This window comes from Gordonibacter sp. An230, assembly GCF_002159915.1.
GTDB lineage: Bacteria > Actinomycetota > Coriobacteriia > Coriobacteriales > Eggerthellaceae > Rubneribacter.
Genome location: NZ_NFJP01000020.1, coordinates 25995 through 50129, shown reverse-complemented (window position 1 = coordinate 50129; position 24135 = coordinate 25995). Strand labels below are relative to the sequence as shown.

Here is a 24135-nt window from a genome sequence, read left to right as displayed (position 1 = left end):
AAGATAGGCGCGCACGGGAAAGCCAGTACGGGCGATTCGGCCCGTACGAAGAGAGGAAGACGGCACTATGTACCGAGAACCGAAGGATTCGCGACAGCGCTACACCAAGCAATGCCTATTCCAGTCTTTCATCGACGAGCTGGAATCGAAGCCCGTCTCCGACATCACCGTGAAAGACATCTGCGAAGCCGCAGGCGTTTCGCGCAAGACGTTCTACAAATATTATTCCGACCCGTTCGCTCTGCTCAGGGCCATGGAAGATGACCTAATGTACGGTCTTGAAATGCGCTTGCGCGAACTTCCGGCCAACGTGTTCGACATCTCGCCGATGATCATCGGCTTCATCGACGAGCATCGCACCCTCGTCCGCACGACCTTCGAGAACCGAGGCGAGGGAAACTTCATCGACCGCATGATCGCGTATCTGTTTGACGCCTACCATGAGGAGTGGGAGCGCGCCAACCCCTCCCTATCGCACGAGGACGTCGAATTCCTCTTCCACTACGTGACGTCGGGATGGATCGGCATCGTTCGCCATTGGCTGAACGACCGGCCAGACATGACCCCCTCCGAAGTCGCGGCGAAAGCGGACACCCTCATGAGGCTCTCCACGCCGCAACCTTGAGGCGCGGAGACGTTCTGCCAAGGTCCCCCTTTTTCGGACGGGAACCTCAACGCGACACGAGATAGAGCTTGTCCGAAGGGATGCGTATCCACAGCTCCTCGCCTTCGCGCGGCAGATCCTCGGGCGGCACGGCCAGCTTATCAACACGCCAGAACAGGTGCTGATGCAGGTACTTCATCTCGTCGTCGGTACGCTCGACCGCCGGAACGGCGTCGGCGGCACGATCGAGAAAGCCCAGGAGCGCCGTGCGCTCGAAACGCGAGTCGCTCACGCGGTCCACGCGCACGCGGTAGCGGTTCTCTCCGGGGCCGCCGGCGCGCTCGATGTTGAACGCCCGCACCCCGAGCGTCTTCACGTCTGGGGGAACCTCTTCTCGCGTCCGCACCTCGATGCCCCATTTCGGCAAGCGCACGCGCCGCTCTCCCACGCGCTCGGCCGGCGTGGCGTTCTTGCAACCCGACAGCTTTATGCCAGCCGTCGACTGCGGGCGGTTCACGAGGTCGTCGCCGGTGCCCGCCTCCACGATGCGCCCGGCCTCCACCACGGCTATGCGATCGCAGAACCGCAGCGCCTCGTCGATATCGTGACTCACGTAGAGCACCGTGCCTCGATGGGCATCGAACAAGCTGACGAGGTTCTGCTCGAGCACGCTTTTCAGATGCGCGTCGAGCGCGGAGAGCGGCTCGTCGAGCATGAGGATGCCCGGCCGAGCCGCCAGCATGCGCGCGAGCGCGACGCGCTGCTGCTGTCCGCCGGAAAGCTGCGCCGGATAGCGCGCGCCGAACCCCTCCAGGCCAAAGCGCTTGAGCTCGGCCGACACGCGCTCATCGCGCTCGCCCTTCGGCACGTCGCGGCCGATTCCCGCCCCTACGTTGTCGGCCACGGTGAGGTTCGGGAACAGCATGTAGTTCTGGAACAGAAGCGCCGTCTTGCGCTCCTGGGGCTTGAGATTCACCTTCGGCCTCGAGCCTGCCGCGCGGTCGAAGAACACCTTTCCGTTCACGACGATGCGGCCCGCGTCGGGCGTCTCGATGCCGGCGATGCAGCGCAAGGTGAGGCTCTTGCCGCAGCCCGACGCGCCCAGAAACCCGAGCGTTTCGTCTTCGGCCGCAAACGACACGTCCAGCGCGAAATCCGCGAACCGCTTCTCGATGTCCACTTCCAAGCTCATGAGTCACCGTCCTCGTCGTTGTCAGGAAAGAGCGCTCCTCTAAGGCGCCGGCATCCTTGAGGACGCCCGATCCAGCGCGACCCTAGCCTCCAACCTTCTTGCGATACTTCGTCGTGCGACTGCTCCACAGGTTGATGAGCAGGATCACCACGAAGCTGAACATCAGGATGACGGCCGTCCAGAACCACGCCACCTCGTCGTTGCCGCCCATCCACTCGAAGTAGATGGCGATGGGGATGGTGCGCGTGACGCCCAGGTAGTTGCCGGCCAGAAACAGCGTCGCACCGAACTCGCCGAGCGCACGGGCGAACGCGAGCACCGTGCCTGCGGCGATGGAGCTCCACGACAGCGGCAACATAAGACGCAGAAAGATCTTCGCGTCGCTCCAGCCCAGCGTGCGCGCCGCATCCAGCATGTTGGGGTCGAGGCTCTCGAACGCACCGAGCGCGCTGCGGTACATGAGGGGAAACGCCACCACCACGGCGGCGACCACCGTGGCCGGCCAGCTGAAGATGAGCGGAAACCCGATGTCGATGAAGAACTGCCCGAACGCAGTGTTGCGCCCGCACAGCCACAGGAGCACGAAGCCGCACACCGTAGGCGGCAGAACCATAGGGATGGTGAAGAGCGAGTCCGCTATGTTCCTCGCCCGCTGCGAGACGTTCAGGCAGAAGTACGCCGCCAGGAGCCCCAGCACGAAGATGAACACGATGGCCGTGCCCGTGGTCTTGAGCGTCACCCACAAAGGACTCCAATCCAGCGTGCGAAAGAACTCGCCCGCCGCCTCGAGGCCGGTGGGTTCGGCGACGATGCGCACGTCGTCGGAGGCCTCCAGCCGGCCGAAGTCGGCGAACGAAGGCTTGAAGGGGGCGTCAGCCTGCGTGAGGTCCGAGCCGTCCACGCCGATCACGAACAGGTAGACGTTTCCGTCGATCTCTTGATCGAACTCGTAGCGCACACCGTCAACCTCGTAGGAGGTCTCGCTCGTGAAGCGCCAATCGACGATGTCGGAGAGCGGCTGGGAGCCCGCCGCCTGGCGCGCGTCGAGGGCCGTGAGCACCGCCTTGAGGACGTCCTGGTCGGAGACGTCGGCAGGGTCGAGGCCCAGGCGCTGGGCGGCCTCGGCCGGAACGTAGGCAACCGCGTAGTCGTCGGCGGCCACCACCTGCACGAACGCGCCCGTCTCCTGTCCCACCAGGTATGAGTAGCCACGGTATGATCCGCCCACCTCGCGGTTCGTGCCTTTCTGGGCACGCGAGAACTCGTCGATCGCGAACGGAGAGCCTTCGACAATCGCCACGTCGCCGTCCTTGGAGACCTCGACGTCGACCGCAGACGACGCCTCGGCAGCCTGCGCGCGCGGCGCATCGACGTCGCCCGGAGCCTCGTCGGCGAGCGCGACCGCCGGCAGCGCCAACGCAAGCGCGCATGCCACGGCGGCGCAGCAGCCTGCGATGAACTTTCTCGTGCGCGTCATCTATCCTCCGTCCCCTGCCGAGAAAGGAGGACGAGCGCCCGCCCGTCCTCCAGATCATCGCCGCCTTCCGTTTCCCGCACGGTAACCGCATACCGCCTTAAGCCAGCTCGAAACCCCAGTTCTGCCAGATCTTCTGAGCCTTCTCGCTCGTCAGGCACCAATCGAGGAACTTTTGCGCTTCCTCGGGGTTTTCGCAGCTCGTCGTGAGCGCGCCGGGGTAGACGATGTTCTTGTGCGTGTCGGCCGGCACGGTGCCCACCACCTCGACGCCGCCGAAACGGTACACGTCGGAAGTGTACACGAACGCCACGTCCACGTCACCGGACTGAGCGTGCTTGCAGACATTGCCCACCGAGCTGTCGAGCACCGGCACGTACCCCTCGGCGAACTCGCCGCCTTTGCCGGAAACCTCCTTGCCCGACTTGCCGGCCTCGTCAGCAGCGGGCACGTACACGCCCACGGTGGAGAGCGCCTGGCATGCGTAGTTGCCAGCTGGGACAGACTCGTCTCCCACGCAGAAAGTATACTTCCCGTCGGCGACATCCTGCAGCGTCACGTCCTTGAGGCCAGAATCCTCTTTCGACACAATGACCAAGTCATTCACGAACATATCGACGCGCGTGGCGGGATCGACGTAGCCCTCCTCCTCAGCTGCGTCCATCGAGTCCTTCGACGCGCTGATCAGGAGATCGGCTTGGGAGCCCGCACCGAGCATCTCGTTCAGCTCGCCAGAGGACTTGTACTGCGTGTCGGCGAACGTCACGTTGTCGTGCCCGTCGGCGATGTAGGCGGCCTGCACCTCCTCCATGGCCTTGGACAGCGAGTTCGCGGCGAACACCTGCAGCTCAACGGCGTCATGTGCCTCGACGGCTGGTTGCTGCTCGGGCTGCTGCTGCGGCTCTTCGGCCTGCGGGCTCGACGAGCAGCCGGCCAACGCGAGCACGCCCGCCACGGCAAGCGCGCATGCGGCAGCGAGCGCGATGCGAATGCTCTTTTTCATGGGATCCCCTTCCCGACGGCTTTCGACGGCACCCGGCGGGCTTGCTCGGCGAACGCTTCGCATCCCGCGGGCATGCAAATCATATTATTCCATTTTGAGAATATAGTCAATTGCAGATATCGGAGGCAGAGGACGGCGCCTGTCGCCATGCCGCTCGCCATCGACCACAGAGGATAAGCCGCCGACGGAGTCGTCGACAGCCGAAGATTCAAACGTTCCTGGCGCTGGTCGCATTCCCTCACCGCAAGCCCGAAGAGGTTGGCGTTGGATTCGTGCGCCCTGTTGGGGAAGGGGCAAGTGCGCGAGCATCCCATCGCTTCGAACCGAAGGATGCCCTCCCGCCGGTTCGCATCGAGCGCCCCGCAATGGCAGCCCCCCCTCCCCGACCAGGAGGGCATCGCATGAAGCGGGCAATCATGCAGCCCGGATGCGCTCATGCGCCGCTCGCCTTCAGCTTGACTTTCTACCATGGCGAGAGCCGAGTCGAATCACGATGCCCGCCGCGTCCCCGGCCCCGGAGAAAAAGCGGCGGGCGACAGTCGAACGCGCCCGTTTCGCCCTTGAAGACCCTCAAGACACGCCAGCCAAATCCACCACGCGCGTGGCGATGCGCTCGGTGAGCGCAGGGGAATGCGACACGAACACGAGGCCGATGCCGCACCGCTCGGTCTCGGCCACGAGGAAACGCCAGATCTGCGCCTGGGTGACGGCGTCGAGCATCGTGGACATCTCGTCTGCCACGAGGTAGCGCGGATTGGCCGCGAGCGCCCGGGCGATGCAGAAGCGCTGCAGCTCGCCACCCGAGAGCTCGTGCGGGAACCGGCGCAGCCATGCACGGCGGATCCCCAGTTCGTCAAGAAGCCGCTCGGACACCTCGCCCGCCTCGGCCAGCGTCTTCTCCATGCGCATGCGCGGGTCGACCGCCGCCTCGGGATGCTGCAGTATCAACTGCACCGGGCACGCCCCGCGCTTCGGCAGCGGCGCGCCGTCCACCAGCACCTCCCCTGCCAGCGGCCGCTCGTAACCGGCGAGGATGCGACACAGCGTCGTCTTCCCGAACCCCGACGGCGCGCCGAGCGCCACCCGCTCCTCCGCCCCGATCAAGAGGTCGAACCCCTCGTACAGCAGCCTCTTCGTCCCCGGATACCCGAACGAAACGTCACGCGCCTCAAGCACGAGAACCTCCCTTGCCGGCCCCTTCATCCGCGTTGCGGTCGCGAACCTCTCGTCGTCCTACCCCCTGAGAAGGTTCGCTCGCATTCGGGCAGGTCGCGCCTGCGCCGTTCCCGCCCTGAAGCTCGACACGAGAGACATCGTCCACTAAGCGAGCTCCGCAGTGAAGCGAGGAGCGTCCGGGCAACTGGACGGCGCCATCCGCATCGAGCGGACTTCCCGGTAGAAACCCATGCTCCGGCAGCGCGTGCCACAAAGCACGCGAGAACGGATGCTCCAGCAGATCCGGCGACGCGAAGCTCGCGACCGCCGTCTCCTCCACCACCGTCCCGTCCTTGAACACCGCCACGCGGTCGGCAACGCGCAGGGCGAGCTCGATGTCGTGCGTGATGAGCAGCACGCCGTTGCCCTCGTCCGCGAATGAGCGGAAATCATCGAGCGCGCGTACGGCCAGATCCAAATCGAGTCCCGGCGTGGGCTCGTCGGCCACGATCACGCGCGGGTCGTCCATGAGCGCGCAGCACAGGAGCACACGGCGCGCCATCCCGCCCGACAGCTCATGGGGATACCGCCGCGCCACGTGCTCGGCGAGACCGTAGCGCGCAAAGAGCCGCTCGCGACGGCGGCGGCGCGCCCTGCGAGGCTCGTCCGGGTGCGCAAAGCCCTCCACCTGCCGTCCCACCTTCATGAGCGGGTCGAGATGGTTCACGCTCTGGGGCACAAGCGAGATGCCGTGCCCCCGAACACGTTGGAGGGCGGCCGCATCCATGGGCTCGCCGTCGAACCACACGCGTCCGCGCACCGTTGCGTTCGGCTCGAAGAGTCCGAGGATCGTGTCGGCCAGAAGCGTCTTGCCCGAACCCGACGCGCCCACCACGGCCACGATCTCTCCCGCATGCACCGAGATGCTCAAAGCCTCGATCATCTCGACCTCTCGCTGACGAGCCTTGAAGAAAGGCGCGCCCTCCTCGTACATGCGAAACGACACGCTCAAGTCCTCCACCTGCAAAAGGTGGTGTCCGTGCTCGTGACGCGAAACGGGTGCATGTCGGTGATGATGGTGGACTTGTGCGTTTTGGTGGCGCGTCGCCTCGTGGGCACGTCCATGCTCTTGCTCTGCCATGCGCAGCCCCCTACTCTTGCGCGCTGTGCGGATCGATGAGCCTGCGCAGGCTCGATCCCGCCGCATCGAACAACAGCACCGTGGCCATCAGCGCAAGCCCTGGGAACACCGCGAGCCACCACATGCCGGCCGAGAGGTACCCCATCGATTCGCTGAGGATCACGCCGATGGCCGGCTGCTCGGGCGGCAGGCCGAAGCCGAGGAACGTCACGGCCGCCTCATGCAGAATGGCGTGCGGGAACAGCAGGATGAGCCCCACGACGAACTGCGGCAGCACATAGGGCAGCATGTGGCGCGCAGCGATGCTCGCAGGCCCTTGGCCAAGCTTGCGGGCAACGGCCACGAACGTCGACTCCTTGAGCTGCAGCACTTCGGCTCGCACGACGCGCGCGAGGCTTGGCCAGTGCGTCACCGCAACACCGACGACCACGCCCCAGAAACCCTTGCCCAACGCGAACGAGATGAGGATGAGCAGCACGATGTGCGGCACCCCCATCACGAGATCGATGAGCCAGGTGACCGCCGCATCCACCCTCTTCCCCCCGAGCGCGGCCACAACGCCCAAGACAAGCGCGAGCACCGCCGACACTCCGGCCGCCAGCAACCCCACCAGCACGCTCGTGGACAGCCCCGCCAACGTGCGCAGCAGCATGTCGCGCCCCATCCAATCGGTGCCGAAAGGATGCTCCCAGCTTGGAGCGAGGTTCTTCTGCGAGAAATCCGTAGCACCGGCCGCGTCGACCGAAAGCGCCCCCACCGCCACGATGACCGAGAGCGCCGCGACGGCAAACACCAGAGCCGCCAGCGCGACCCTGCGGTTGCCCACCCGCGACGTGCGCGAAAGGTGCAGCACGTCCGCGCGCGAATTGAGCGGCGAAGCCGCGAGTCCAACCGCACCGGCGACCCCGGCCTCGGCGCGCCCGGCCGATGCGACGCGCGGCGCACCACCGCCTGCGCGGGCAAAGGACGACCCGCCACCGCAGGCTTCGTCGGGCAGATCCGCGCGACGCATTCGCGCGCACAGCCTCTCACGCACGCGCCTCGCCCCCCTCGCTTCGGCGGATACGCGGATCCACCACACCGTACAGCACGTTCGCCACGAGGTTTCCTCCGAACACCAACGCCGCCGACAGCACGGCGATGCCCGCGAGCAACGCCACGTCGCCTCCAAGACCCGCCGTTACGGCCGCCTGTCCGAGGCCGGGATACGAGAACACCTGCTCCACGAGCACCGACCCCCCGAATATCTCGGAGATGGAAGCGAACTGCAACGTGATGGCCGGCATCACAAGGTTGCGCAGCCCATGGTGACGCAGGACACCCCACATGGACAAGCCGCGCGCGCGGGCGAAGCGCACGTAATCGCTTTCCAGCACATCGACGGTCTTCTCGCGCGTATGCAGCGCGATGTTGGCCACCCCCGTCACCGACAAAGTGAGCGCCGGCAGCACGAGATGGCGCAGCGCGTCGGCCAACGTCACGTCGGACGCTGCCACGCCGATGGGCACCGAGAACCCAAGCGGGAACCACCCCAACTGCACCGAGAACACGACCAGGAACACAAGCCCCAGCCAGAACGTGGGCACCGAGGCCAGAAGAAAGCAGTAGCCTTTCACAAGGCGATCAGCCAATCGCCCCCTGTTCGCACCAGCAAGGATTCCGAGCGCAAAGCCCAAAACCCCGCTCACCACCCAAGCTGTCGCCATGAGCGTAAGCGAGTTGAGCGCGCGCGACGCGATAACGTCGGCCACCGGCGCGTTGTAACGCAGCGAGGTGCCGAGGTCGCCCTGCACGGCCGCCGCGAGCCAGTTGGCGTAACGCTCGAGCAGAGGCGCGTCCGCGCCCCAGTAGTCGGCCAGCTGGGCACGCTTCGCCTCGCTCATGTTGACATAGGCCGCCTGACCCACGTTCGCCTGCACCGGATCGATAGGCGACACGCTCACCAGCACGAACGTCACCAGGCTCACCGCCAGCATGAGCAGGACGAACTTGACCATGTTGCGAAAGACGAGACGGGCCATAAAAGATCACCGCGCCCCCGCGCGACCGCAGACGCCGACGGGAAGAGCGCATAGGCAAGTCGGCGCACGTCGTTTCGCAGCTGCCGGACGAGCCTGCGGCCCGACCCCTCGCACCGCCAAACGGCTCCAGACGCCACCGGCAAGGAGGAGCATCACGCCCAGCTCCATTGGTCGACGTTGTTGACGAGGGACCAACCGTGACCATGGGGATGCGGCTTCTGCTCGGCGACCTTGAGGTTCTCCTTTGCGAAGTACAGGTGGTCGACGTTGGCGAACCACACCCAGGGCGCCTCCCCCTGCGGAGCCGCGCCTGTCGTTCCGTCCCATTGGGCCTTTTTCCACAGGTCGAAGGAGTCCTCCACATTCGGCTTGCCCAGCGCCTCGTCAAGGTAACCGTCCACCGTCGCGTTCGCATAGCAGGCGTAGTTGGCCGAGCCTTCCGAGTAAAGCAAGTTGTACGTCTCAACCGGGGCGTTGGTCCCCCATCCCCACACCACCGGATCGGTGAATTGGTGCGGATAGAGGTCGTCCCAGCTCGCTCCCTTGATGCTCACCTCGATGCCGAGCCCCTCCATCTGATCGGCGAATTCGGCAGCGATGGCCTGGCGCACGGAGTCGCCCGCCGGATAGTACAGCGAAAGAGAGGCGCGCACGCCCTCCCTCTCGCGGACGCCGTCCGCACCGACCGTCCAGCCAGCATCGTCGAGCAGCCGCTTTGCCTTCTCGACGTCCGTCTCGCACCGCATGTCGGGCGAGGACCACGGCATGCCGTCCCCCACGCTATAGGCGACGGTGCCGTAGCCGTTCAGCACGTTCTCGATCATCCTCTCGCGGTCCACGCCGTAGTTGATAGCTCGACGAACAGCAAGATCGCAGGTGACATCGTTGCCGACGGCGTACTCGCCGCCCTGGTCGCTTTTGGAGCCGCCCGCGGGAACGCACGGAAGGGAGATGCCGCGCGAGTCCACCGACGAGCAGACGAGCAAGTCGTAGCCCATCGGCTGGTTTGCAGCGTACGTCGCCGCCGTGTAGGCGACGTCAACCTGGCCGGACTGCGCTGCGGCCAGCGAGGCGTCCTCCTCCATGAACACCACCACGACGCGCTCCATCTTCGGTATCTCGCCGTAGTAGTCGGGGTTAGCCACGAGAATGGCCTGCTGTCCTTTGTCCCATTGCTCGAGCAGATAGCGGCCCGATCCGATGGGATTGGCCCCATAAGATTCGTCGTAGGCGTGCTCGGGCACGATTCCCACGACGGCCAGCGTGTACAAAAGAGCGTTGAACGGCTTGTTCATGCGGATCTTGACCGTCGTATCGTCAATGGCGACAGCCTCCTTCACCATAGACAGATCGCATTCGGACGCCTCCGCGTCAACGATGCCGTTTATGGTGAAAGCCACGTCGCGTGCCGTGAGCCGCTGCCCGTCGGTGAACCTCGCATCGTCTCGGATCTTGAACGTCCAAACCATGCCGTCTTCCGAGCACTCGTAAGACGTAGCGAGGTCGTTTTTGAAGTTGAGATCGGCATCGGTGACGATGAGCGTCGATTGTATGAGAGGTTCGTGCACGTGCTCGCCGCAGCCCCACGACACGAGCGGATCGAAGCCTGCCGGTGGCTCAGAACCGGGAGTCATGGACACGACGACCTGGGAAGGCCACGACTCGTCAGCGCCTATCGCCCCCACGCCGTCGGAATCGCCGTTCTCACAGCCGCACATCAGGCCTCCAAGCGAGAGCGTCGCCGCCCCCGCGCCAGCCAGCTTCGCGAACTGTCGTCTCGTAAGTGTCTCCACGCGAATCCTCCTGCCCGCCGCGCCGACCGTCGTCTCCGGCTCCTTCGCCGATCCGCGCGCGGCCGCCCCGTTCCGATGCGAACGAACCCATCGTCCGTCCCGGCTCGGCGTTCCCGAAGTGTTACGAATCATCATTACGTAACACACTATAGCAGAACAAGGGATGCTTCGATGTTACGAATTTGAATCTCGCAGCATTCTCGGGCAAGCGCGCCTCGCATCGTACGTGAGCGGTCGCAAAGGACGCCTGCCGCCGAAGGGCGCACGGACGCGAGCGATCGCACGGAAGCCGTCGAACAGCATAAGGCCGTCGCTCGCAACAGCCGAACATCCAAGCTGCCGCCCTCGCAGCGATGCCTTTCGGGGAGAGCGAAGTCGCCGGAAGGGCGCCGCGGCCAGGAGTTGATCGATCCCGAGGCCTTGCCCAAACGCTTCCGGCAACGAAGGATGTCCGCCGATCGCGCAAGCTCGGCGGCGCAGGAGAGGCGACGAGGCGCGCTCGGCGGACGCGCGAGGCCTTCCCGCACGCCATCCCGATCAGGAACGGGAGCCGACAAGCCGATTCGGACCGGTATGTCGACCAAGAGCCGATGACGGGAGCCCGCGGCCGCACGAGACGCTCCGCCCGCCGCTTCCGCCCCTTCCCGACACCGGAAAGCGACTGAGATGGCAGAAATTGCGCTTTGTGCATAGGCGCCAAAGGGCCTCGTCGCCACCTCGGCAACGTTTCCCCAGATCGGATTTCCTCGCATGCGCCCTTAAACCTCGCAACCAGGCTCTGCAGAGCGAAAACCCATGCACAAGATGCGATTCGTACCACATTGGGCGGACGCACGCGCCGGATTGGCGCCAAAGCACGCGCAGGCAGGCGCCGCCATCCTGAAACGGAGACCCTGGTCGAAACGTCGTGCGGAGCTGAGCGCGAAGCCCCTCCGCGGCCGGTCGCAGAACCCTTCGCGCTCAGCACTCGAGCCCCCAGCACGAAGCCTCCGCGCACGGACGGTCCTCAGGCCAAGGCAGACGGACGGCCCCTGCCGTCGTTTCCGACCCGAGACGCTGCGTCCTCAGAATCCGAACGGCGGGCGCTACTCCCCCGTTGAAGCATCGGAAGCCACAGCCACCTCGCCGGTTTCCAGGATGTGCAGCAGCGCGGCCTCGTCGAGCACCGGCACGCCGAGCGACACGGCCTTGTCGTACTTGGAGCCGGCGGCCTCGCCGGCTACGACGTAGCTCGTCTTCTTCGACACGCTGCCGCTCACCTTCGCGCCGCGCGCCTTGAGCGCCGCGCCCGCCTCGTCGCGGGTCATGCCGCTTTCCACAAGTGAGCCGGTCAACACGAACGTCAGCCCCGCGAGCGTCTGAGGAAGCTGCTCGCCGGGGTCGGCCACCTCGTCGGCCATCGCCACGCCGCGCTTTTGCAAGCGGTCGATGACGGCCGCGTTGTCGGGGGTGCGCAGGAACAGGTACACGCTGCGCGCGATCTTCGGGCCCACCCCGTCGATGGCGGCAAGGTCCTCTTCCGACGCCTCCATGAGCGCCTCGATGGACGGGTATGCCGCCGCCAGCAGCTCGGCGATGGTCTTGCCCACGTGACGCATCCCCAAGCCGAAGAGCGCGCGGGCGAACGGGCGCGCGCGGCTCGCATCGATGGCGGCCACGAGCTTCTTCGCCATGGTCTGCCCCAGACGGATGGGCTCGCCGTCCTTGTTCACGCGGCCCATGTCCAGAAGCGCGAGCTCCACCTCGTCGAGCGTGTAGTAGTCGGCCACGTCGGAGAGGCGCCCGCTCTCCACGAGGCGTGACACGATCTCCTCGCCCATGCCGTCGATGTCCATGGCGCCGCGGCTGGCCCAGTGCAGAAGACGCTCAAGCGCCTGCGCCGGGCAGTCGATGGAGATGCAGCGGAAGTCCACCTCGCCCTCCTCACGTATGACGGGCGAGCCGCACGACGGGCACGTGCGCGGCATCTCCCAGCGAACGGCGTCGGCCGGACGCAGCGCCAGCACCGGCCCCAGCACCTCGGGGATGACGTCGCCGGCCTTGCGCACGATGACGGTGTCGCCCACGCGCACGTCCTTGCGCTGCACCTCGTCCTCGTTGTGCAGCGTCGCGCGCGCCACGGTGGAACCGGCCACCACGACCGGCTCCATCTCGGCCACGGGCGTGAGCTTGCCCGTGCGCCCCACCTGCACGGTGATGTCGCGCAAGAGCGTGGTCTTCTCCTCGGGCGGGAACTTGAAGGCGACGGCCCAGCGCGGCGCGCGGGCCGTGTAGCCCATCGACTCCTGCTGCGCGAACGAGTTCACCTTCACCACCACGCCGTCGATCTCGTAGGGCAGATCCTCGCGGCGCTCGATGGCGCGCTCGCAGAACGCGTGCACCGCCTCCCGCGTCTCGCACAGCTCCACGTCGGGGTTCACGTGGAAGCCCGCCTCGCGCAGCCACGCCAGCAGCTCCCACTGGCCCTCGACGGCCAGCGCGCGCTCGTCGGCCACCGCGTATATAAAGGTGGAGAGGTCGCGGTTCGCCGTGATGGCGGGGTCCTTCTGGCGGAGGCTCCCCGCCGCGGCGTTGCGCGGGTTCGCGAACGCAGCCTTCCCGTTCGCCTCGGCGGCCGCGTTGAGCGCATCGAAGCTGCTCTTCGGCATGTACACCTCGCCGCGCAGCTCCACGGGCGCGGCCGCATCGCGCAGGCTGCCCAGCGCCGCATCGCGCAGGCGCAGCGGCACGTCCTTCACCGTGCGCATGTTGGCGGTGACGTCCTCGCCGGTGGTGCCGTCGCCGCGCGTCGCCGCGCGCACGAGGCGCCCGTCCTCGTAGGTCAAGGCGATGGACGAGCCGTCGATCTTGAGCTCGCACACCACGGGCACCATGCGGCCGAACGCCTCCGCCACGCGCTCGATCCACGCGTCCAGCTCGTCCAGGTCCATGGCGTTGTCGAGCGAGTACATGCGCCGCGCATGCCGCACGGGGGCGAACTGCTCGCCCACGTAGCCGCCGACGCGCTGCGTGGGACTCGACGGGTCCACGAGCTCAGGGTGGGCAGCCTCCAGCTCGCGCAGCTCGCGCATGAGCGAGTCGAACGCGCCGTCGGATATCTCGGGCGCGTCCTGGGCATAGTACAGGTAGGTGTGGTGCTCGATCTCGCGGCGCAGCGCCTCGATGCGCGCCGCCGGATCGCTCGTCGCCTCGGCGAGCGCCCGCTCTCCCAAAAGCGTCTGCTGTTCGTCGGCCATGTTCCTCACCGTCGTCTTCCTCGGAACCGTCTTGAAGAGGGTCCCGAAACGCTTCGGAGCCCTCGCCTGTTTTGATCGCGATTCTACCATGCACCGCGTTGCGTCAAGCGGTCAGCCCATGGTTTCACCACACGCCCCATGTCGCCGAGGCCGCAGTCGGGCAGCCTCGATGGCCACGAAAGCGAAACGCATACGGAAGACGGCATCGCCTTTGGTGATCGCACCGCATATGGGCGCTACAGCATCATGACCTTGCCAGCGTTCCAACCATACATGATCAGGGACGCGCCGCGCATGAGGACGAATACCGCGAGAAAAATGCTGAGCGTGGTCGGCACGACGAAGAACGCGAGGCCGCACAGCACGCTCACGATACCCGAGAACAGCATCCAGCCCCACATCGGCACGCCCGCTTTGCGGATGCGCAACGAGCCTGCGATCTCCACCACGCCGAACAGCGCGAAGAAAAAGCCCACCATCCACGGAATGACCGCCGCGAACGCGAACGGATGGATGAGGAGCATGAGGCCGACGACGATGTCGAGCACCGCGTAGGCCACGGCCCAACCCGACAGCCTCATCGCCGTGCGGAAGCGCACATAGGAGACGATGTCGAAGATGCCGGACACGAGGAACGCCGCGCCAGCGATGGCCGTGAGCGTGACGAGCGCTATTCCCGGTGCCAGAAGGAACAGGAGCGCGCAGAGAACGAGCAGCACGCCCGCAACGATGAGGCCCGCGTCGTGTTTTTTCACCATATCCATGTCGATCGCTCCTTCAGATGACCGCCCGTGCTTCGCGTGGATCGTTTCGATCATGGTAGCTCCGCACGGCTCGCCTCTGAAGGCGGAACGCACAACGTTTCCGCACTGTAACGCTTGGCCTCGCCGCACGTCGGTCAGGCGGGTGCGGCTTGCGCGCACGTGGCGCGGCCCGGCCGGAACGCCCCTCGCGTAAACGGCGAGGAAGACGAGCGAAAAGCAGGTCGCCGCATGGTCGCAGCCCATGCGAGCGGCATGCAGCCGCACCGCGCAAGCGTCCGCCCGTCGATCTTCGCAGCGGCAGCACTTGCCCTCGCCTCGAGAGCCGCACCCCGCGCGAACGCGCCCATCGAGGGGCCTCGAGGCGGTCAGGCGAACGGAGGACGCAGCAGAACCGCGCGAACGCGCCCATCGAGGAAACCTCGAGGCGTTCTCGTGCCTAGGGCATGATACGGAGGGGCGCTGCGGCGAGGAATCCGAAAATCGTCCCGGCACAGGGCCGTTGCGTTTCGCATGAAACCCCAAGCCGGCACGCCGACTCCACCTTCGTTGCGGATGCGCCCAACAACAGGACCCCGGCGTTGCAAGCACCTTCCGCAAGGTTCGCTTTTGAAGACGTCGATGACATGCCGAACGCGTTTGCGCGATCCCTCACCGCATACGAGAGGCGACGAGCCCGCAAGCGCGAGATCGGCCACGAACGCAGAGCCCCGAGCGCATCCGGCTACGCGAACATGCAAGGGGGCAGTCAGCGCCTCGAGCGCTCCGCGCCATCCTCATGCGCCTCGCGCAGCAGCTCGGCTATCGCTAAGGGAACGGCTTCGACCACGTCCTCGGCGATGACGGCCACGTCGGTCAGGCGAGCAGCGGCAACGCGACCCGCACGCGCGTGCAGCTCGGCACCCAGCACGGCGGCATCGAGCGCACCTGCGCCTTGCGCCAAAAGCGCACCCACCATGCCCGCGAGCACATCTCCCGTGCCCGCTTTCGCAAGGGCGGATGTGCCATGGGCCATGCGGACGATCTTGTCGCCGTCTGACGCGTACGTGACCGGCCCCTTCACCAAGGCGACGACGCCCAAGGCGAGCGCGAGGGAACGAGCGAGGGAGCAAGGGTCATCTGCGGGCAGACCGAGCGGACGCGCCAAGCGCGCAGCTTCGCCGGAATGGGGCGTGACAACGGTGGGATCCCCCTCCTCGAAACGCCGCCTCAGCAGACCACGACCCCCATCGGAGACGAGCGCGTCGAGCCCGCTGCCGTCCACGACCACTGGACCTCGGAATCGTTCGAGCACCGCATGCACAAGCGGCTCCGACTCCTCGTCGCTCGCATCGAACCCGCAGCCCACGAGAAAGGCGAACGGCTTGCCCCTGCCCGCCGACTCCAAGACCTCGGGCAACGCGCTGCGCGGGCGAACCACAAGGGACGGCCGCCACATGCGCACAAGCTCGACGGCCGCCGGATGGGTGACGACCTCGGTATAGCCTGCGCCCGCCCGCTGACTCGCTGCTGCCGAAAGGCACGCCGCGCCCGGGTAGCGCTCGCTGCCGACGACGGCGACGAGCGTGCCCCGCGTGTACTTGTTCGCGTCGGCCGCCGGCAGCGGAACGAGAGCGGCAAGATCGACCGCACGGCACTCACTGACGTTCATCCTCGCGCTCATGGACACCCCTCGTCTATCATCGGATCGGGCAGATCGAACGAGAACCTTGCCCGCATTCTAGCGCGTATCGCACGCGCATGCGAGCCGCGTCGAGAGTATCGTCGGCGAATCGGAGCAAAGCCCCTATCGCACATTGCGCGCGCATGCGAGCGACATCGAGAGCTTGAAGGAGTCGAGGGCGCGAACCTATCGCGCATCGCGCGCAAACCGTGTCAGCGAAACGCACGCAAGCGGGCCCTTTCGTCCCATCGCGCATCGCACGCACAAGCGGCATCGGCAAGAGCGCGGAACATTGCGGCACCGACCGAGGTCGCGCATCGCGCGAGCTTGCGGACGACAGCCGCATCCGCGAGCTCGGCCGCTTACGCGCCCACGCCCACTTCAGGCCGCCCGGCGCCTCCCTGGTCGTTCGCATCCATCTCGTCGAGCAGGGCGCGCGCCTCCTTGAACCGTTTCGACAGCTCCTCCATAGGGTCGACGCGCTTCTCGGCGGCGCGCACGCTGTCCTCGGTGATGGCCATCGCGCAGGCCACCGCCTCGGCGTGCGTGAACGACAGCGAGATGGGCAGCTCGCGCACGCCCAGCTCGCGCGCCACCTCCTTCGCGCGCCCGTGCAGCACCGCAACCGGACGGCCCTTCGCGTTGCGGCGCACCTCGATGTCGCGCACGCCGATGCCGCGCGAGAACCCCGTGCCGAGCGCCTTCACCACGGCCTCCTTCGCGGCGAATCGCGTGGCGTAGTGCGTCTCGGGATTGGCGGTCGCGTCGCAATAGGCGCGCTCATCGGCCGAGAACACGCGCTCGCGAAAGCGCGGCGTGCGCTCCAGGATGCGCCGCATCCGCGCGATCTCCACGATGTCCACGCCCAATCCCACCTGGCCGTCCACGGCGTCGTTTCCGTTCATGCCTTCTCTCCACATCATCGAAATCGTTGGTCGAACAACTCGCACGTCGCCAATCCGCCTTCGCGCACGAGACGAGCGTGCCGGTCTCGCCCCGCGCCCCCGCCCATCTGCAACGCGGCTCGGCTCCGGAAGCCAAAGGCCCGCCATAGCGACCGGCTCGCAGACAGAGCGTCCGCAGGCTCGGACCCCGGCCAGCAGAAGGCCGCCGCGCCCCAAAAGGCGCGCATGCCACGATGCGCAGAACTCGCCAAAGCTCCCTGAGGAGCGCGCGATGCGCGCCGAACCGGCGGCGACCCAACCCCGAACAGCACGTCAAAGCGGGTGCGCACCATTCGACGAAGCCGGAGAAGGGCGTCTGCCCCCCTCCCCCGCGAAGGATGGACATACCGGTCGACCGCAAAGTCCATCCGCACCGCGCCGGTCGAAAGCCCCGAGCCGGCCCGCCGCCGCCCCGTCTGCGCGGCTACTCCACCGTCACGCTCTTCGCCAGGTTGCGCGGCTGGTCCACATCGCAGCCGCGCTTAAGGGCGATGGCGCGCGCGAACAGCTGCAACGGCACGCTGGCCGTGATGGCGGAGAACGCATCGCGCACCTTCGGGATGAAGACGACGTGGTCTGCGTGCCGGCCGATCTCCCCGTCGCCCTCGGTGGCCACGGCCACCACCATCGCGCCGCGGGCCTTCGCCTCCTGGATGTTCGACACCACCTTGTCGTAGACGGGGCTTTTCGTGGCCACCGCGATGACGGGGAAGCCCTCGTCGACAAGCGCGATGGGACCGTGCTTCATCTCGCCGGCAGGGTAGGCCTCGGCGTGCAGATAGCTGATCTCCTTGAGCTTGAGAGCGCCCTCGCACGCGATGGCAGCCCCCATGCCGCGTCCGACGAAGAGCGCGCTTTTCGCTTTCGCGCACGCCCGCGCGGCTTCCTCCACCGCCGGCTCGCACTCGGTCAGGATGCGCTCCACCTGCTCGGCCGTGTCAGCCAGCTCATGGAACAAGAAGCGCACCTGATTCGTCTTGAGCTTGCCCTTCACCTGGGCGAGCAGCATGGCCAGCAACGTGAGCGACACCACCTGGCCCAAGAACGACTTGGTGGACGCCACGGCGATCTCCTTGTTGGCCTTCGTGTAGATGACGCCGTCGCTCTCGCGCGCCACGGGGCTGCCCACCACGTTCGTGATGCCGAACACGCGCGCGCCCTTCACGCGCGCGTCGCGGATGGCGGCCAGCGTGTCGGCCGTCTCGCCCGACTGCGACACCGCCACCACGAGCGTCGTGGGCGTGATGATGGGGTTGCGGTAGCGGAACTCGCTGGCCACCTCCACCTCGCAGGGGATGCGCGCCCAGCCCTCGACGAGGTTCTTCGCGATGAGGCCCGCATGGTAGCTCGTGCCGCACGCGATGACGTACACGCGGTCGATGAGGTTGAGCTCCTCGAGCGTGAGGTCCAGCTCGTCGATGGACAGCGCCCCGTTCACGAGGCGTCCGGCCAGTGTGTCGCGGATGACGCGCGGCTGCTCGTGGATCTCCTTGAGCATGAAGTCGGGATAACCGCCCTTCTCGGCCACGTCGAGATCCCAATCCACGTGCGTCACCTCGGGCTCGAACGCCTCCCCGCGCGCATTGTAGAACGTCGCGGCGTCCGGCGTGAGCTTCGCCATCTCGCCGTCGGCCAGCACCGCCACGTCGCGCGTGCCATCGATCACGGCTATGATGTCGCTGGCCACGTAGGCGCCGTCCTTGGCGAGGCCCACCACGAGCGGCGAGTCCTTGCGCGCCGCCACGATGGTTCCAGGCTCCCGGTCGCTCACGACTGCGACGGCGTAGGCGCCGATCAAGCGCTCGGTGGCCTCGCGCACCGCCTCGAGAAGGTCGCGGCTCTCGACAAGGCCCTCCTCCACAAGATGCGCGATGACCTCGGTGTCGGTCTGGCTCGTGAACGTGTGCCCGCGCCCTTCCAGCTCCTCGCGCAGCTCGGCGAAGTTCTCGATGATGCCGTTGTGCACGACGGCCACATGCCCGTCGCAGGAGGTGTGGGGGTGCGCGTTCGCCTCGCTCGGACGGCCATGCGTGGCCCAGCGCGTGTGGCCGATGCCGCACGTGCCCGAAAGACCGAGCGGCTCGACGAGGCGCGCAAGCCCGCTCACCTTGCCCTTGCAATGCACCACCTCAAGCGCGCCGTCCTGCTCGACGGCGATGCCCGCCGAGTCGTAGCCGCGGTACTCGAGGCGCGCCAGCCCCTCGATGAGGATGCCCTTCGCAGGCCTGTTCCCGGTGTATCCGACGATTCCGCACATGGAAAGCTCCTTTGCCGTTCAGGTTCGCCTATTGTAGCGCACCGCTCACGCTCAAGCCGGCGCATGCGGGCCGCATGCGCCCATCCCCTCGATAAACGCATTTTCGTCCGAATGCGCAGACGCGCCAGGTCCAAGGTGGTAGAGCTTCCGGCCCGCTTTCCGAGCAAGGCCTGCGAGCGCGAAGGGGCGCTCGGGGACCGTGCGGCGCGGGAATGTCCCGCAGCCGACGCAACTGCGAGGAAAGCCGCTTTCAACCGGCCCTCCCAAGGAGGCGCTCCGCGGCAAATGCCGCGCGCATCAAACGAGAGGGATCCGCGGGAAACCCGGGACGCCGCCGGACCCGACGGAAACCAGCCGTCGACAGGAGGGCTCCGAAACGGCCCGACCGCACCTCCGAGGAAGCGCCAAGCAACCCGAATCGCACCGAACCCCCTCGCGCAAAGCGGATCGCGTCTTGCGCACGCCGAACCCGAATCGCCCTGCGCAAAGCGCACGACCCCCCCCCCGCGGCAAAGCCTGCCGGTGATGCCGGAGGCGGAAAGGGCGCCTGCGAGCGATTCGGCCGAGGGGCCGAGGTTTCCTGCAGGATGCGGACCCGGCAAACGGAATCCACCGCTTCCGAGACCTGCAGCATGCCGCACCGCAGAGCGTCGCTTGGAATCCTTCCGACCCGCCATCCAAGGCCGAGACCGCGCGTCGGGCGCGATCGCCCAGCGGAAACGAGCGCGCTTTTCCGCGAACCGCCTTCGATGCAATACCGGCCGCCTCCACGCAAAGCGCGATCGGCGCTGCGAATCGGCCCCTCTGCACCGCACCGTCGCCATGCGGCACCCCCGCCTCCCTCGTCACGCTTTCGCCATCTGCAGGCTCGACGAGCTCGAGGGTCGAGGGCCATGCGGGCAGAAGGCCTCGGCGCCCGCTCCGGGCAATCGGGATCGGTCCGCTCACGACGCGAAGCCCCGCCCCCTCCCCCGCAAGCGCATCCTCTCCGACGGCGACAACCGCGCATGGACCCAGCGGAAGGGCAGGTCGGAAGCATGGTTTATAAGAAGGTTTACAGGTTTAAACCCTTTCTCGGCGCACGGTCGATGCGCATTGCGGCGTGCACAGGCATAGTGGCGTCCATCGAAAGGGCGGCCGCGCAGCGCAGGTTCGCCCAGGGAAACGCCATCCGATCGGAAGGGGAAACCATGGAGAACCTCGCGAACATCACGCGGCGCGACGCGCTCAAGCTTGGAGGCATGGCCGCACTCGGAGCGTTCGGAGCAGGCGCGCTCGGCGGATGCTCGCCGCAGCAATCCTCGCCTGCGAAAGCCAAAACCGCGCAATCCCAAGCCGGCCCGAGCTTCCTGCAAGCGCCCGAGCCCGTCACCGAGTTCGCCGCCACGCACGAGTTCGACGTCGTCGTGGTGGGCGCGGGCGAGTCGGGCCTGTCAGCCGTCCACACGGCGCTCGAAGCCGGCGCGCACGTCGCATGCGTCCAGAACATCAATACGGCGCAGACCACCGGCAACATGGCGGCGTCCATCGACCTCACCAAAACCGACGAAGCCGCCGTGCAGGCCTGCGTGAGCTTCATCAACTGGAAGAGCGACTACCGCTCGAACCGCGACCTCGTGAACGTGTGGGCGCACAACTCCCAAGAAGCCCTCGCGTGGTGGGCCGACGAGGCCGCCCAGGGCGGCGTGGAGTCCAAGCCGCACGAAGCGACGCTGTCGTACAACGGCTACGACATCCACCTCCGCGCGAACACGTACTTCCACGTGGAGGGCAACCACAACGCAGCCGCGCTCGTCATCGCCGAGCGCCTCGCCGCTGCCGGCGCCGAGTTCTTCTACAACACGCCCTGCGTGCAGCTGCAGGTGGAAGACGGTCGCGTCACAGGAGCCATCTGCGCAAACGACCAGGACGAGCACGTTTTGTTCAAAGCGTCGAAAGGCGTCATCCTCGCTTGCGGCGACTACTCCAGCAACCAGGACATGCTCGACTACTACGCGCCGGACACGAAGGGCTTCTCGCTGTTCACCACGTTCCGCGACGGAAGCGCGCTGTGCGCCGGCATGTGGGCGGGAGCGATCATGACCCCTCCGACGCATACGAAGATGATCCACGGCGAGCCCGCCGCCGTGCGCCTCGAGATGCCGTTTCTGTTCCTCGACGTCCACGGCGACCGCTTCATGGACGAAAGCTGCTGCCGCATGGGCTACATGAACAACTTCGCACGCCCCTATCTGGCCGAAACCGGGTTCCAGGACTCCACCGCCGCCAAGTTCTTCAGCATCGTGCCCAGCACATGGGAGGACCACTTCGAAAAGTGGAAGGCGGAAGCGCCCTACGACATCTCGCAGTACAACGGCGACAACAAGGTCGACCCCGAGAAATGGATCCAGGCGGACACCCTCGAGGAGCTGGCCGACGCCATGATCGCCTATGCGCAGGACAACGGCTGGACCGCGGTGCAGCCGGACAAGCAGCGCATCGTCGAATCCGTCACCCGGTACAACGAGCTGTGCGCCGCAGGCCGCGACGAGGACTTCGGCAAGGCGGCGAAGTACCTCGTCCCCATCGAAGGCGGTCCCTACTACGCCGTCCCCCGCGGCTCGAACAAGCTGCCCGCCATCCTTGGCGGCCTCGTGGTGAACGCCGACCATCAGTGCCTGAACGAGCAGTTCCAGCCCATCGACGGTCTGTTCGCCGTGGGCAACGCATCCGGCCAGTTCTTCGGCGGCGTCGACTACCCCATGGACATCGAGGGCCTCTCCATCGGACGGGCCATCACGTCGGGCTACGTCGCGGGAGCGCACGTCGCAAAACGGTAAACCGAAGCCCGCGCCCACCCGCGCCGCCGCCTTGACCCCCTCCCTCCAAGGCGGCGGCCCTCCCCTGCCCGCACGCCGTCCCGAACCCGCCACCGCGTCCAGCTTGAGAAAGAGAACGGCCCGGGCAGGCGCACGCGTGCCCGCACCCGGAGGATCCGCTTGTTATAATGGCGGCATGGAAACCCTCAAGCGATCCGACGGGCCTTCGAAGCTGGCCTATCTCGACACCATCGCCCCCTACCTCTTCGCGCTCGGATGCGCGCGGGCGTGGATGACGCTGACGTTCGCCGCGCCCATCCAGGCCGTCGCGGCGCCCTTCGACCCGCACGTGGTGTTCGACTACGCGTACTGCCTGCTCGCACTCGCGATCGCGCTCGCGGCCCGCCGCGTGGTGCCGTTCTGCGGCAGAAGCTGGACGAAGCCCGCGGCGCTGCTGGGCATGCTGGGCGCGTCGATCTGCCTCGTGGTCGCGCAGGTCGCCCCCGTAGGCGCGAACGCGCTGCTCGTCGCAGGCGGGGTGGCTGGCGGCGTCGGGTTCAGCGTGTTTTTGCTCCTCTGGGCCGAGACCATCGGCGCGCTCAGCCTCATCCGCATCGTGCTGTACACCGCAGCCTCCACGTTCATGGCCGTTGTCATCGTGTTCTTCTGCGAGGGGCTCGACGAGCTGCGCGGCGGCATCGCGCTAATCGTGCTGCCCGTCGCGGCCGTCGCCAGCGTGGCGTACGCGAACCGCGCGCTGCCCGCATCCGAGCGGCAGAAGCCCACGTACCCGCGCTTCTCGTATCCATGGAAGCTGTTCGCCCTGTTCGCGGTCTACTCGTTCGCGTACGGCCTGCGCCAGCAGCAGCTGGCCGCGGGCGCGGGCATGCACTCCTCGGTGTCCACCGCCCTCACCATGGCGGCCCTGTTCGCGTTCGTGCTGCTGCTGTCCCAACGCGTGGGCATCGGCGCGCTGTACCGCTCGCCGCTTTTGCTCATGGTGTGCGGGTTTCTGCTGATCCCCGCCGAATCGCTGTTCGGCGCGAGCGTGTCCAGCTACTTCATCTCCATGAGCTACTCGCTCATGACCGTGCTCGTGTCGCTTCTGCTCTACGACATCTCGAAGCGGCTCGGCATCGCCATCGTCGCGCTCGCGAGCGTCAAGAGCGTTGAGCAGCTGTTCATCATCTGGGGAAACGATGCGGCGAACGCGCTTGCGCAGCTGCTTCCGAACGGCGTCCACGAAACCGCCGTCACCGGCCTCGTGGCGGCTCTCGTGCTGGTTGCCACCTTCATCCTGTACTCGGAACGCGAGCTCACCTCGAAATGGGGCGTGTCGCTGCTGGAATCGGGCGGCCTCATCGAGCGCAGCGCCGAGGAGGAGCGGCTGGAAGCGCGTTGCGACGAGATCGCGAAGCGCTATCGGCTCAGCCCGCGCGAGGATGAGATCCTGCGGCTCATCGCCCGTGGCAAGACCGGGCCCGCCATCGAGCGCGAGCTGTTCATCGCCGAAGGGACGTTCAAGGCGCACACGCGGCACATCTACGAGAAGATGGGCATCAACAGTCGCAAGCAGCTGCGCGACATCATCGGCGTGGCCGATAGGCGCTAGCGAGGCCGCATTCGCATCTTCCCCTTCCTGCGCCGCAACAGCGCATCGCCTCCGTCTAGCGCCCCTTCCGCACTGCGAGGCGAAAGACCCTCCGCCCATCTGAAAAGGAGCGCCGCAGGCAAGACCGACGCTCGGGTTCGCCCTAAGCGGCGCAGATCGCATCTCATGCATAGATCGAGAGCGTTTTGACTCACGTCTGGAAGACTCGACCAGGCGATTTCTCGACAAACGCTCAAAACCCCACGCCCGAACGGGCGAAAACCTATGCACGAAACGCGATCCGTGCCAAAAGATCCCCACTCCACCGCCTCATCGGAATCGGCACGGACGGAGTTCCGGACCGAGGCGGGCTGCGCCGTTCGGCGAACCCAGGTCGCCATCCGCGCAAACCTTCAGCCAGGGCACGCCATCCCAGTTCGGCAGCGAAGACGCCGAAAACGCGCATGTCGCGCAGGATGCCTCCGTGCAAAGCTGCGGCCGG

General features: G+C 66.7%; 16 protein-coding genes. 3 read left to right on the top strand and 13 right to left on the bottom strand.

Going from position 1 to position 24135, the window contains the following annotated elements:
• The first annotated feature begins 67 nt into the window (after positions 1-67).
• Positions 68-625: a TetR/AcrR family transcriptional regulator gene (locus B5F40_RS10805; protein WP_087194345.1), complete on the top strand. Its 558-nt coding sequence runs from the start codon at positions 68-70 to the stop codon at positions 623-625.
• 46 nt (positions 626-671) lie between these two features.
• On the opposite strand, the gene B5F40_RS10800 is transcribed toward B5F40_RS10805, so the two are convergent.
• From B5F40_RS10800 to glmS, 13 genes are all read right to left on the bottom strand, one after another.
• Positions 672-1796 carry a sulfate/molybdate ABC transporter ATP-binding protein gene (locus tag B5F40_RS10800; protein WP_087194344.1) on the bottom strand — a complete coding sequence of 375 codons (1125 nt, stop codon included), beginning with the start codon at positions 1794-1796 and terminating at the stop codon, positions 672-674.
• 82 nt (positions 1797-1878) lie between these two features.
• The gene (gene modB / locus B5F40_RS10795; RefSeq protein ID WP_087194343.1) at positions 1879-3273 is read right to left on the bottom strand and encodes a molybdate ABC transporter permease subunit; all 1395 of its coding nucleotides are present in this window, start codon (positions 3271-3273) and stop codon (positions 1879-1881) included.
• A 97-nt stretch (positions 3274-3370) separates the two neighbouring features.
• The gene (locus tag B5F40_RS10790; RefSeq protein WP_087194342.1) at positions 3371-4273 is read right to left on the bottom strand and encodes a molybdate ABC transporter substrate-binding protein; all 903 of its coding nucleotides are present in this window, start codon (positions 4271-4273) and stop codon (positions 3371-3373) included.
• Positions 4274-4843: 570 nt separating this feature from the next.
• The gene (locus B5F40_RS10780; protein WP_087194340.1) at positions 4844-5449 is read right to left on the bottom strand and encodes an ABC transporter ATP-binding protein; all 606 of its coding nucleotides are present in this window, start codon (positions 5447-5449) and stop codon (positions 4844-4846) included.
• The gene (locus tag B5F40_RS10775; protein WP_239443022.1) at positions 5442-6569 is read right to left on the bottom strand and encodes an ATP-binding cassette domain-containing protein; all 1128 of its coding nucleotides are present in this window, start codon (positions 6567-6569) and stop codon (positions 5442-5444) included. Before B5F40_RS10775 ends, B5F40_RS10780 begins: the two co-directional genes overlap by 8 nt.
• 10 nt (positions 6570-6579) lie before the next feature.
• Positions 6580-7581: an ABC transporter permease gene (locus B5F40_RS15985; protein ID WP_204217379.1), complete on the bottom strand. Its 1002-nt coding sequence runs from the start codon at positions 7579-7581 to the stop codon at positions 6580-6582.
• Between the two features lie 16 nt (positions 7582-7597).
• The gene (locus B5F40_RS10770; RefSeq protein WP_087194339.1) at positions 7598-8590 is read right to left on the bottom strand and encodes an ABC transporter permease; all 993 of its coding nucleotides are present in this window, start codon (positions 8588-8590) and stop codon (positions 7598-7600) included.
• A 152-nt stretch (positions 8591-8742) separates the two neighbouring features.
• Positions 8743-10383 carry an ABC transporter substrate-binding protein gene (locus B5F40_RS10765; RefSeq protein ID WP_087194338.1) on the bottom strand — a complete coding sequence of 547 codons (1641 nt, stop codon included), beginning with the start codon at positions 10381-10383 and terminating at the stop codon, positions 8743-8745.
• Between the two features lie 1085 nt (positions 10384-11468).
• Positions 11469-13619, bottom strand: a complete 2151-nt coding sequence (gene ligA, locus B5F40_RS10760; RefSeq protein WP_087194337.1) for an NAD-dependent DNA ligase LigA — start codon at positions 13617-13619, stop codon at positions 11469-11471.
• A 236-nt stretch (positions 13620-13855) separates the two neighbouring features.
• The gene (locus tag B5F40_RS10755) at positions 13856-14383 is read right to left on the bottom strand and encodes an HdeD family acid-resistance protein (RefSeq protein WP_087194364.1); all 528 of its coding nucleotides are present in this window, start codon (positions 14381-14383) and stop codon (positions 13856-13858) included.
• Positions 14384-15128: 745 nt separating this feature from the next.
• Positions 15129-16043, bottom strand: a complete 915-nt coding sequence (locus B5F40_RS10750; protein WP_239443021.1) for an NAD(P)H-hydrate dehydratase — start codon at positions 16041-16043, stop codon at positions 15129-15131.
• A gap of 362 nt (positions 16044-16405) precedes the next feature.
• On the bottom strand, positions 16406-16948 hold the full coding sequence (gene acpS, locus B5F40_RS10745; protein WP_239443020.1) for a holo-ACP synthase: 543 nt from the start codon (positions 16946-16948) through the stop codon (positions 16406-16408).
• Positions 16949-17411: 463 nt separating this feature from the next.
• Positions 17412-19244, bottom strand: coding sequence for a glutamine--fructose-6-phosphate transaminase (isomerizing) (gene glmS, locus B5F40_RS10740; protein ID WP_087194335.1), 1833 nt, complete (start codon positions 19242-19244; stop codon positions 17412-17414).
• A gap of 1190 nt (positions 19245-20434) precedes the next feature.
• Here glmS and B5F40_RS16290 point away from each other — a divergent pair.
• Entirely contained in the window at positions 20435-22063 is a 1629-nt protein-coding gene (locus tag B5F40_RS16290; RefSeq protein WP_162610961.1) for an FAD-dependent oxidoreductase, read from the top strand.
• A 175-nt stretch (positions 22064-22238) separates the two neighbouring features.
• Entirely contained in the window at positions 22239-23654 is a 1416-nt protein-coding gene (locus B5F40_RS10730) for a helix-turn-helix transcriptional regulator (protein ID WP_087194333.1), read from the top strand.
• The last annotated feature ends 481 nt before the right edge of the window (positions 23655-24135 follow it).

Bases quoted from the DNA above. Each gene is read 5' to 3' on its own strand.
- B5F40_RS10805 (WP_087194345.1), top strand. From the start codon at position 68: ATGTACCGAGAACCGAAGGATTCGCGACAGCGCTACACCAAGCAATGC.
- B5F40_RS10800 (WP_087194344.1), bottom strand. From the start codon at position 1,796: ATGAGCTTGGAAGTGGACATCGAGAAGCGGTTCGCGGATTTCGCGCTG.
- modB (WP_087194343.1), bottom strand. From the start codon at position 3,273: ATGACGCGCACGAGAAAGTTCATCGCAGGCTGCTGCGCCGCCGTGGCA.
- B5F40_RS10790 (WP_087194342.1), bottom strand. From the start codon at position 4,273: ATGAAAAAGAGCATTCGCATCGCGCTCGCTGCCGCATGCGCGCTTGCC.
- B5F40_RS10775 (WP_239443022.1), bottom strand. From the start codon at position 6,569: ATGGCAGAGCAAGAGCATGGACGTGCCCACGAGGCGACGCGCCACCAA.
- B5F40_RS15985 (WP_204217379.1), bottom strand. From the start codon at position 7,581: ATGCGTCGCGCGGATCTGCCCGACGAAGCCTGCGGTGGCGGGTCGTCC.
- B5F40_RS10770 (WP_087194339.1), bottom strand. From the start codon at position 8,590: ATGGCCCGTCTCGTCTTTCGCAACATGGTCAAGTTCGTCCTGCTCATG.
- ligA (WP_087194337.1), bottom strand. From the start codon at position 13,619: ATGGCCGACGAACAGCAGACGCTTTTGGGAGAGCGGGCGCTCGCCGAG.
- B5F40_RS10755 (WP_087194364.1), bottom strand. From the start codon at position 14,383: ATGGATATGGTGAAAAAACACGACGCGGGCCTCATCGTTGCGGGCGTG.
- B5F40_RS10750 (WP_239443021.1), bottom strand. From the start codon at position 16,043: ATGAGCGCGAGGATGAACGTCAGTGAGTGCCGTGCGGTCGATCTTGCC.
- acpS (WP_239443020.1), bottom strand. From the start codon at position 16,948: ATGAACGGAAACGACGCCGTGGACGGCCAGGTGGGATTGGGCGTGGAC.
- glmS (WP_087194335.1), bottom strand. From the start codon at position 19,244: ATGTGCGGAATCGTCGGATACACCGGGAACAGGCCTGCGAAGGGCATC.
- B5F40_RS16290 (WP_162610961.1), top strand. From the start codon at position 20,435: ATGGAGAACCTCGCGAACATCACGCGGCGCGACGCGCTCAAGCTTGGA.
- B5F40_RS10730 (WP_087194333.1), top strand. From the start codon at position 22,239: ATGGAAACCCTCAAGCGATCCGACGGGCCTTCGAAGCTGGCCTATCTC.